This window comes from Succinivibrio sp. (assembly GCF_045124615.1).
GTDB lineage: Bacteria > Pseudomonadota > Gammaproteobacteria > Enterobacterales > Succinivibrionaceae > Succinivibrio > Succinivibrio faecicola.
The window spans coordinates 1-2,714 of sequence record NZ_JBGVMC010000307.1 but is presented as its reverse complement, the minus strand read 5'-3'; the positions used below and the strand labels follow the sequence as shown (position 1 = coordinate 2,714).

2 protein-coding genes are annotated in these 2,714 nt (G+C 33.8%); one reads left to right on the top strand and one right to left on the bottom strand.

The features are described 5' to 3' along the window. Window positions 1-407, top strand: a 407-nt coding sequence (locus ACJML3_RS08065; RefSeq protein ID WP_406022207.1) for a hypothetical protein, incomplete at its 5' end; no start/stop codon positions are given. A gap of 568 nt (window positions 408-975) precedes the next feature. On the opposite strand, the gene ACJML3_RS08060 is transcribed toward ACJML3_RS08065, so the two are convergent. Next, window positions 976-2,409 (bottom strand): RNA-binding domain-containing protein, encoded by a 1,434-nt coding sequence (locus tag ACJML3_RS08060; protein ID WP_406022205.1) that lies wholly within the window; start codon window positions 2,407-2,409, stop codon window positions 976-978. Window positions 2,410-2,714 lie beyond the last annotated feature (305 nt).

Below are 2,714 nucleotides of genomic sequence, written 5' to 3'. Positions count from 1 at the left end.
ATGAAGATGGCCAGCGATACAAAGAGAAGAAGGAAAAAGATCCTGTAAAAGTTAACAGAATAACTATTACACCAAAACTTATTCATGAAAATGGAACACCTGGTGGAACAATCAGAACAAATTCAGGATTTTTTTCAGATCATCGCAGTTATATGGCAGAGCTTTGGTATTCAGAGGAAACAACTTGTGTAACATACTATTTTCCTGTAGATGATCCTGTAACAGGTATAATTCCAAAAGATAAAAAGATAATCAAAAAATATCTAATCAATGAGGAAAAACTAAGAAAACACGAAACACACTACTTAGACGTATCTGTTCTGAAAAAAGAAAACGGTATTGAAATCTATTCTGTAACAGTTGCAGTAGCTTGTGAAGACGACAGATACTGCGAGGCCTACCTTTAATATCTGATTAAGAAACTTCATTAGACATATTGTTTAGTGAAGTTTATATGTTAGATTTGTTTATGAGTAAAGGATCATAATAAAACAGACAAACTTCTTGTTACTAAATAAATATTTGAGAATTTTAGAATTAGAAAAAAAGAGTTTAAGGTGGTGCGAAAGAGAGAACTATTCTTCATTTTTTATTATGGATAATCAATAAGTTATTTTTCGTGTCCATTTTAGCTCCAGAAGAGATGGACACAGCGCTAAAATCCCGATTTGCTAGGATATTATATCGACTAAAAAATTACACAATATTAATCTATTTTTCATTGCAGTCCTCTTGAGAAATATAAATTAAAAACGTTTTTGCTCTCTATATTTCTCCGATTTTCCCACAAGTAAGTAATATGAACATATTTAAAGAGCCATTAAAGTGTCATCCTAGGGATTTTGGCACTTTAAAATCTAGACAATTGCGTATTTTGGCTTTTATATCAGCTTTTTTTAAATTGCCATTTAAAGTGCCAATCTGAGAATTTGGCAATTTGGAATATGGATCAATCAGTAACAGTTATTCAAATGATTATTCCTTTATTCTCCAAGTTCTCGACTGATTAGCACCTTGAGGCTCTAATAATTTCTTCTTAATTAAAGAAGATATTATTCTTTGTGCTGAGCGTTCTGACTTACCAATTCTACTTGCGATTTCTGCTTTAGACAGTCCTTCGTTATTTCTGATAATATCCAAAACCATTCGCTCAGATGCAGAAATCTCATTTTCCGTTTGGACAATTGTCTGGACAACAGTCTGGCCATTTGTCCAGACAGGTTTTTCTTTGTCGTTAATATTTCCTGAATTTTCAGCAAGTTGAGTTTGTAATTTATTATTTGTCTGGACAACAGTCTGGCCATTTGTCCGGACAAACTCGAAAAAGAAACCATAAGCTTCTTTTCTGAAAGTCCATTCTACGTTCTGCTGAGTACAATATTCATTGACTCTTTGAAATCCTGTGCCCGACTTTTCAACATCTCGACTTCTAAACAACACGTCAAGGATCAATCTGTTTCGCTTATATGAAGGAAGATTTTTTGAAATAAAATCAATTGGAGTCAATTCATCAGGAAAGGTACCAGGGTTATAAATCTCAATCTTTCCAGGATGTATACCGATTTCTATCTCAGGAGAATTTGTGTAATCAGCATGAGCAAAGGAATTAACAATAATTTCACGAATTGCTTTCTCCGGTATTTCAGGAATTTCCTCTCTTTTCCTTGTACCGATCTCAACACGCCAATTAATTCGATTTAAGACATAATCTAATGCCTTATCTACAAGGTTGTAGATGTTGCCTTCGATAAGTTTTAAATCCGTTATCGTTACTTTATTGTCTGTGGCATAGGAAGCTAGTTTTAATCCAACCTTTGCTTTCTTTCCAAATAATGCATAGGCAGCATTCTTAAGACAGCCATTCTTCACCAAATCAATTGATGAGAGAAGCTTCTCTTTATCATAACTATCCATTACTAATCGACCACAGTCTTTTGCTGAACTGAAAAAATCCTGTAATGAGTTATCATCAAGATCATCATAAGAATAGTCAGTTAGCTCCTCTTCCCATTTAGATGAATAGTCATCATTCTTAATTAGACGCCTAAGCTCATCAGTAGACATTTTCCTATTCTCAGTGCCTGTTCTAATCAGATATCTACCGTTTACCGAGTAAGGTCTATTGTGACCGGAAAATGAAACCTTTATTACATTTCTCTGCTCTATTGTTAATACTTCAATTGTAGGTGTTATCCTTGGTTCAATTGAATCGTTGATGATTCTTGAAATATCCTTTTTTGTAGAATCACTTATCTGCTGCCCTTTTACAAATCCTGAATCATCAACACCGAAATACAATGTTCCACGGCAATGTTTGTTTAGTATTGCAGAAATAGCTTCCATAGCTTCTTTCTTTTCGCCAGTTGTTTGCTTAAATTCAACAGTTTCACTTTCTGCACCAATAATCATTATTTTTCCCCGATTTCATCCTAAAACTGATTGGTCGTCAGATAATCTTTGTAAAGATTTACGCTAACTAAATTACAAACAAAATAGATCTTATTTATTAATATACAGGGCGTACGCATGAATTGTAAGTTCAGATGATACGCCTTGCCCTATTTTTTTAGTCTTTTGACAAATACTCAATAAGACCATCTACAGCTATAGAGCAATCATCTCTAAGTTTCTTCTGCAACCTTGGTATTGAGCACTTTTCACTCTTTTTAGAAAAGCGAGGTTGTACTATCTTCAGCACATTCAACGCTATCTTG